This is a genomic window from Streptomyces spiroverticillatus, from assembly GCA_014650415.1.
In the GTDB taxonomy this organism is placed as follows: domain Bacteria; phylum Actinomycetota; class Actinomycetes; order Streptomycetales; family Streptomycetaceae; genus Streptomyces; species Streptomyces spiroverticillatus.
In genome coordinates, this window is the sequence record BMUX01000007.1 from 508,660 (window position 1) to 515,811 (window position 7,152).

A 7,152-nucleotide genomic window follows, 5' to 3' on the forward strand; every position below is an offset into this window, starting at 1 on the left:
CCCTGTTCATTGGAGGAAAGATGTCGGAACTTCCTGTCGACACGGTGAAGCGCCTCTACGCGGGCCTGACCGCGTTCGATATCGACAGCGTGCTGGCCACCTGCGACCCGGGCGTCGAGATCGTCGCCCCGAAGTCGCTGCCGTGGTCCAGCGGTGAGTACAAGGGGCTCGACGGTGCCGCCGCCTACTTCGCGGGCGCGCTGACGCACCTGGACCAGGCCAAGTTCGACTTCGAGGAGCTGCTTCCGTCGGGGGACTGGGTGACCGCCTTCGGCTGGTGGAGCGGGCGCTTCAAGGAGTCCGGCAACGAGTTCAACGTCCGCTTCGTGCACTTCTGGCACATCCGTGACGAGAAGGTGATCAAGGCCGAGGGGATCTCCGACACGGTGCCCATCGCCGCCGCGGGCGGGACCTACGTGCCTGCCGGAAGCTGACTTTGCCCCGAGCGATCCGCCGGCCGGTACGTCCTGGATGTGGGGAGAGCAAGTGAAGTTCGGTGTGTCGACCATGATGACGGACGAGGGCATCGCCCCCGCTCGACTGGGACGTGCTCTGGAGGAACGCGGATTCGAGTCGCTGTTCGTCGGTGAGCACACGCACATCCCGGTGAAGCGGGAGACGCCGTGGCCGGGCGGCGGGGACCTGGGGCGGGATCTCTACCGGACCCTGGACCCCGTGGTGGCGCTCACCGCGGCCGCCGTGGTGACCGAGCGCCTGATCCTGGGAGGCGGCGTCTTCCAGGTCACTCAGCGCGACCCGATCACGCTGGCCAAGGAGATAGCCTCCCTCGACCAGGTCTCGGGCGGCCGGGTGGTGGTCGGTGTGGGAGCGGGCTGGAACCGTGAGGAGATGCGCAACCACGGGACCGAACCCAGGACCCGTATGGCACTGCTGCGTGAACGGGTACTGGCCATGAAGGCCCTCTGGACGCAGGAAGAAGCCGAATTCCACGGCGACTTCGTCTCGTTCGACCCGGTGTACTCCTGGCCCAAGCCGGTCCAGCGCCCCGGCCCGACGATCATGGTGGGCGGGAACCATCCGGCCGCCGTCGAGCGGGTGCTGGACTTCGGCGACGACTGGGGGCTCATCTGGCTCCCCATGATGATGGAACCCGACACCGCACTGGGCGGCATCATCGCCGACTTCCGCCGCCGGGCCCAGGAGAAGGGCCGCGGACGCCTTCCGGTGACGGCCTATCAGGTGCCGGCGGACGCCGCGGCGGTCGAGTCGATCGTGGCGGCCGGAGCGGACCGGATCCTCTTCACCCTGGACACGGCTCCGGAGGCGGACACACTGCGCAGCCTCGACACCATGGCGAAGCTGATGGCCGAGGCCGCGTAGGAGAGGCGCGGCCGCACGGGTACACAGGCAGGGGGCACGGGCTCCTGGTACGGGTGCACCTTTCACCCGGCCACCGGGGCCGGCGCCCCCTGCTCCGCTTCGCCCGGGTCCTCACCTCGGGCGACATGCGAGGACTCCGCTTCGGTCACGCGCTGATCGGTTGCGCGTTCACCTGGTGACCAGCGTTGGCGGTGACAGGTGATCAGGAGGTGGATACCGTGTCCACGGCGCGGCGGGGCCCATGGTGCCTGTGAGCCTTCGCGCGAAGTCGTAGACGGAACGGGGGTCCCGCCGAAGGCACAGGTACGGCGCAGGATTGCGCAGCTCGTCACCACGGTGAAATAGAGCGCTGCAAGAGTTTGTCCGGAGTCCGGCGGCTGACAGACGGAGGAGAACATGCGGCTGGAACTGTTGGGTCCAGTAAGGGCTTGGTGCGACGAGTCGGAGATTCCGCTCGGCCCCCCGAAACAGCGCGCGGTGGTCGGCGTCCTGGCGAGCCGCGTCAACGAGATCGTGGGCGTCGAGGAGATCGTCGACGCCGTGTGGGGCAGCGCCGTACCGCAGACCGCGGCCAACGGAGTGCACACCTACGTCGCGGGCCTGCGCCGCGCTCTTGAACCCGGCCGGGGACGGCGGGCATCCGGCGGCGTCCTCACCTCCTCCGGCGGCGGCTACGTCCTGCGCCTCGACCCGGACCAGGTCGACGTCGCCGTCTTCGAGCGCCACCACGCCGAGGCACGGCGGCTGCACGCGGCGGGACAGCCCCACGAGGCGCTCCGCACGTTCGACATCGCGCTGGCGCTGTGGCGGGGCGACGCGTACGCCAACGTCCCCGGCCCGTTCGCCGAGATGGAACGCACCCGGCTCGCGGAGCTGCGCCTGACCGCGGTCGAGGAGTGGGCCGCCGACATGCTGGCCGTCGGACGGCACGCCGAATCCGTACCCGTACTCTCCCACCTGGTCGCCAGGGAACCGCTGCGGGAGCGACTGCGCTGGTTCCTGATGCTGAGCCTCTACCGCAGCGGCCGCCGGGCACACGCGCTCGGTGTGTACCGGGAGACGCGCAGCCTGCTCAGCGAGGAGCTGGGCCTGGAGCCGGGTGACGAACTCCAGTCCCTGCACGCCCGGATCCTCGCCGGACACCAGGACCTCGTCTCCTGTACGACCGACCCCTTAGCCCCTCGCGCCGCGCACCGGACGGGGGCTTCCGCCGGGGCCGCCCCCGCTGCCCCGCTGCCCGAACCTGCCGTACGACCGGCTGAACTCCCTTTCAGGGCACGGGGGTTCGTCGGGCGGGCGGAAGAGCTCGCCGAGTTGAAGACCCTGACCGAACGCGGAGTCGGCGGGGCCGAGATGCGCCCCACCCTGGTGGTCGTCGAGGGGCCGCCGGGCGTGGGCAAGTCGACTCTCGTGCTGTACGCGGCACGCCAGTTCGGCGACTGGTTCCCGGACGGGCAGCTCTACGTCGACCTCCAGGGAGGCGCCCAGCGGCAGCAGACGCTGAGCGCCATGGACGCCCTGGCACAGCTGCTGCGCAGTCTGGGCGTACCGCGGCAGGACCTCCCCGACGACCTCGCGGGGCGTACGTCGCTCTACCGCAGCCTGCTGTATGGCAAGCGGGTGCTGGTGGTGCTGGACGACGCGGTCGACGCGGAACAGGTGCGGCCGCTCATCCCCGGCGGACCGGCCTGCGTGCTGGTGACGAGCCGGCGCGTGCAGCGCGGCCTGGTGGCCAGGGACGGTGCCCACCGCATCGCGCTCAAACCGCTGTCGCCGAAGGAGTCCGTGCGGCTGATCACCTACCTGATCGGTGCGGGTCGCGTCGGAGGGGACCTGGAGGCGGCCAAGCAACTCGCCGACATGTGCGGGCATTTGCCGCTGGCACTGAGGATAGCGGCGGAAAGCCTGGCCGTACACCCGCAGTTGACGCTGACGGACATGGTGCAGATCCAGTCCGCCGAGGAGGACCGGCTGGACCGGCTGGCCGTCGAGGACGACGTGGCGGCGAGCCTGCGCGCGGCGTTCGACGTGGCGTACGACGCGTTGCCGGCCCACGGGGCGAGGCTCTTCCGGCTCCTGGGGCTCTACCGCGGCGGTGTGATCACCACCGTCGTCGCCGCCGCGCTCATGGGCAGTGATCTGGCCCGTGCGGAGCAGGCGCTGGGTGTGCTCACCGACAGCCACCTGCTGGAGGAGACCGAGAACGGCGTATTCCGTTTTCAGAAGTTGCTGGGTATCTACGCGGCCGAATGCGCCGAGCGGGAGCCGGCGTATCTCAGGACCGCGGCCCTGGCCCGATTGATCGACGTCGGTCAACGCCCTGCGGAAGCGGCACGCCCTTCACTGACGATGGCTGCCGAGTCCGTGCTGATCGGCCGGCGGGGATGCAGGCGTGTTCCGTACTGGGGAATTGGCGACACCTCCACGCGTTCTTAGCCGAGCTTCACGCGCTGTTGGCAGGGCTCCACGCGCTGTTGGCCGAGCTTCACGTGCTCGTGGCCGAGAAGAGCAATATTGGAGGTGCGCGGGCGCGCACCCTCTGCGAAAGTTTCCACCACAATCCGGTGTTCGGGTACAGGGGGTATTCGCCATGCGCGGTCGCCAGGAAGCGGACGCTCCGATCGCCGTCATCGGCTGGGCGTGCAGGCTCCCGGGGGCGGCCGATCCGGACGCTTTCTGGCGTTTGCTGGCAGCGGGGGAGAGCGCGGTCTCCGCAATGCCCGAGGGGCGATTTCCTTCCCCTGCTTCGGATTGCGGATTGTCCGACGAGGAGGGGAGTGAGGCCCCTTCGGGGGGATTTATTGATCAGGTCGAAGAATTTGATGCCGATTTCTTCGGCATTTCCCCGCGTGAAGCCACCGCGACCGATCCCCAACAACGCCTGATGCTCGAACTCGCCTGGGAGTGCGTCGAGGACGCCCGGATCTCCCCGGCAGCGCTCACCGGCACCGGCACCGGCGTCTTCGTGGGTGCCATGGCCGACGACTTCGCGAAACTCCAGGCCCACCCCGACGCGGGCCCGCCCACGCGCCACACGCTCGGCGGAACCCAGCGCAGCCTCCTCGCCAACCGGGTCTCCCGCACCCTGGGGCTGCGCGGCCCCAGCATGGCGGTCGACACCGGCCAGTCGTCCTCACTCGTCGCCGTGCACCTGGCCTGCGAAAGCCTGCGCAGGGGCGAGTCGGACCTGGCCCTGGCGGCCGGCGTGCACCTGATCATCGACCCCCGTGGCACCGACCTGGTCGAGAAGTTCGGAGCGCTGTCCCCCGACGGCCGCTGCTTCACCTTCGACGCACGCGCCAACGGCTATGTCCGGGGCGAAGGAGGCGTCGTCGTACTCCTGAAGCCACTGGCCCGTGCGCTGGCGGACGGCGATCCGGTGCACTGCGTCGTCCGGGGCAGCGCCATGAACAACGACGGCGACACGGGCGGCGGCCCGGCAGTGCCCAGTCCCGCGGGCCAGCAGGACGTGCTGCGCCGCGCCTGCGCCCAGGCCCAGGTCGATCCGGACGCCGTCAGGTACGTCGAGGCGCACGGCACCGGCACCGCCGTGGGCGATCCGGTGGAGGCACAGGCCCTGGGCGCCGTGTACGGCCGGACGCGGCGTCCCGGGGACCCGCTGCTGGTGGGCTCGGCCAAGACCAACGTCGGCCACCTGGAAGGCGCTGCCGGCATCGTCGGTCTGTTGAAGGCGGGCCTGTGCATCGAGCGCGGCCAACTGCCCGCCAGCCTCAACTTCCGGACCCCGAACCCGCGGATACCCCTCGACGCCCTGGGGCTCGACGTCGTGACCCGGCTCTCCCCCTGGCCGTCCGGCGGGCAGCCGTCGTACGCGGGCGTCAGCTCCTTCGGCATGGGCGGCACCAACGCCCACGTCGTCCTGGCACCGGCGCCCCCGGACGTCCGTGCCCCCGGAGCCGGAGCCGAACCCGGCGGGGCCACGGCGGCGGACGCCGACCGAAGGGCGTTGCCCTGGGTGGTCTCCGGGCGGGACGCCGCGGACATCGGCGAACAGGCCCGCCGGCTCCGGCAGTTCGTGGCCGACACCCCGGGCGGCAGCCTGCTCGACACCGGCTTCTCGCTGGCGACCACACGCGCGCGCCACGCACAACGGGCCGTCGTCGTCGCCTCCTCGCGGGACGCCTTCCTCGCGGGGCTCGACGCTCTGGCCGAGGGCAGGCCGTCGGCGGGCACGATCGTCGGCCCGGTCGTGCGCGCGGACGCAGACGCGACGGGGACCGGGTTCCTCTTCTCCGGCCAAGGGGCTCAACGGATTGGCGCGGGGCGCGAGTTGTACCGGACCCGTCCCGCGTTCGCGGCCGCCCTGGACGAGATCCTGGCCCACTTCTACGGCCTGCTGGAGCGACCGCTGCGCGACGTGCTCTGGGCCGAGCCCGGCAGCCGTGATGCGGCGCTGCTGGACCGGACGGCCTTCACCCAGCCCGCCCTCTTCGCCGTCTCGGTGGCACTGTTCCGGCTCTTCGAGCACTGGGGCGTGACGCCCGACGCCGTCATCGGCCACTCGGTCGGCGAGATCGCCGCCGCCCACGTCGCGGGGGTGCTCTCCCTGCCCGACGCATGCGCACTGGTCGCCGCGCGCGGGAGGCTCATGGACCGACTGCCCGAGGGCGGTGCGATGACCGCCCTCCGGGCGACGCCCGAGGAGGTCGAGCCACTGCTGCGGGGCACGGGAGTCTCGCTCGCCGCGGTCAACGGACCTCGGGCCACGGTCGTCTCGGGCGAGGCGGAGGCCGTCGCGGCCGTCGCCGCGCACTGGGCCTCGCACGGGCGCCGGACCAAGAACCTGACGGTCAGTCATGCGTTCCACTCGGTCCGCATGGAGCCGATGCTGGACGCCTTCCGGTCGGTCGCCGAGGGGCTCGCCCTGCACGCCCCGGCCCTCCCTGTGATCTCGAACGTGACGGGCCGGGTCGCGGAGGGGATCGACACCCCGGACTACTGGGTCCGGCAGATCAGGGAGCCGGTCCGCTTCCACGACGGACTGCTGACGCTCCGCGACCTGGGGTGCACCACCCTCGTCGAACTGGGGCCGGACGCCGTGCTCACTGCCCTGGCGCGGGAATCCCTCGCCGGGGTGGAGGGCGTCGCGTGCGTACCCGCCCTGCGGAGCGGCAGGCCGGAGGAGACGTCCGCGATCACCGCGCTGGCCGTCGTGCACGCCCAGGGCCGCGACGTGGACTGGCAGACCGTCCTTCCCGGTGGCCGAAGGGTGCCGCTGCCCACCTACGCGTTCCGGCGGCGCCGGCACTGGCCCGACGCGTTGTCGACGACCGTACGCTCCGCCGGTGCGGCGGCCCAGCAGGGGGCGACGGCACAGGAGGAGCCGAGGGTCGAGGAGCGGCCGAGGGCCCAGGAGGGGCCGACTCCCACCGCTCCGTCGAACGCGGGGACCGGCGTTCCCGACCGCCGTCGGCTGACCGGGCTCGTACGCGACACGGTGGGGCTGGTTCTCGGGTACGAGGCCGATGCCCGCGTCGAGACCACGCGGAGCTTCAAGGACCTGGGCCTCGACTCGCTCGGCGCGGTCGAGTTCCGCAACCGGCTCGCGGCCGCGCTGGACGTGCCGCTCGCGCCGACCCTCACGTTCGACCACCCGACCCCGGCCGGTGTCGTCGAACACCTCCTTTCACTGCTGTCGAATGCGTCGCCTGCGGGGAAAACCGCCGTCTCCGCGAGGCCCGTGTCACCTGTGCAGAACGAAGAACCGATTGCTGTGGTGGGTATGGGGTGTCGTTTTCCGGGGGGTGTGGTGTCTCCGGAGGGTTTGTGGGGTTTGTTGGTGGGTGGGGT

General features: G+C 71.2%; 4 protein-coding genes. All 4 read left to right on the top strand.

Annotated elements, in window-relative coordinates:
• Window positions 1–20: 20 nt before the first annotated feature.
• Window positions 21–434, top strand: a complete 414-nt coding sequence (locus IE269_RS21600; protein ID WP_189824676.1) for a nuclear transport factor 2 family protein — start codon at window positions 21–23, stop codon at window positions 432–434.
• Window positions 435–486: 52 nt separating this feature from the next.
• Entirely contained in the window at window positions 487–1,341 is an 855-nt protein-coding gene (locus tag IE269_RS21605) for a TIGR03619 family F420-dependent LLM class oxidoreductase (RefSeq protein ID WP_189824677.1), read from the top strand.
• A 396-nt stretch (window positions 1,342–1,737) separates the two neighbouring features.
• Complete coding sequence (locus IE269_RS21610) at window positions 1,738–3,777, top strand: AfsR/SARP family transcriptional regulator (protein WP_189824678.1); 2,040 nt, start codon at window positions 1,738–1,740, stop codon at window positions 3,775–3,777.
• A 154-nt stretch (window positions 3,778–3,931) separates the two neighbouring features.
• On the top strand, window positions 3,932–7,152 hold a 3,221-nt coding region (locus IE269_RS21615; RefSeq protein WP_189824679.1), incomplete at its 3' end, for a type I polyketide synthase.

What these genes read in the sequence shown, in the direction of transcription:
- IE269_RS21600 (WP_189824676.1), top strand. Translation starts at nt 21, where the DNA reads ATGTCGGAACTTCCTGTCGACACGGTGAAGCGCCTCTACGCGGGCCTG.
- IE269_RS21610 (WP_189824678.1), top strand. Translation starts at nt 1,738, where the DNA reads ATGCGGCTGGAACTGTTGGGTCCAGTAAGGGCTTGGTGCGACGAGTCG.